Raw genomic sequence first — 232 nt, forward strand, 5'->3', positions numbered from 1 at the left:
GACTGGCCAGATGCACAAGCACATGCTGACGGGGTTTGAGCCATTTGCGATATTGCTTCATGCTGGCGGCTTCAAACTCGCCCTCCGGCACATGAAAACCAGCCAGGTCACATTCACCGCGCGCCAGTGCAGCGACAGCTTCGGTGCTGTTGCGATAGGCCAGATCAACTGGCGTGCCCGCCTCGCCCAATGTCGCCACCAGAGCCGCCACCGCAAAACCATGTGAGGCGCT

General features: G+C 60.3%; 1 protein-coding gene. It reads right to left on the reverse strand.

Translation table 11 applies throughout. The features are described 5' to 3' along the window. Positions 1–232, reverse strand: a 232-nt coding sequence (locus tag ACZ3HG_RS25005) for a substrate-binding domain-containing protein (RefSeq protein ID WP_465335261.1), incomplete at both ends; no start/stop codon positions are given.

The organism is Erwinia sp. PME.40.26/001 (genome assembly GCF_055556675.1).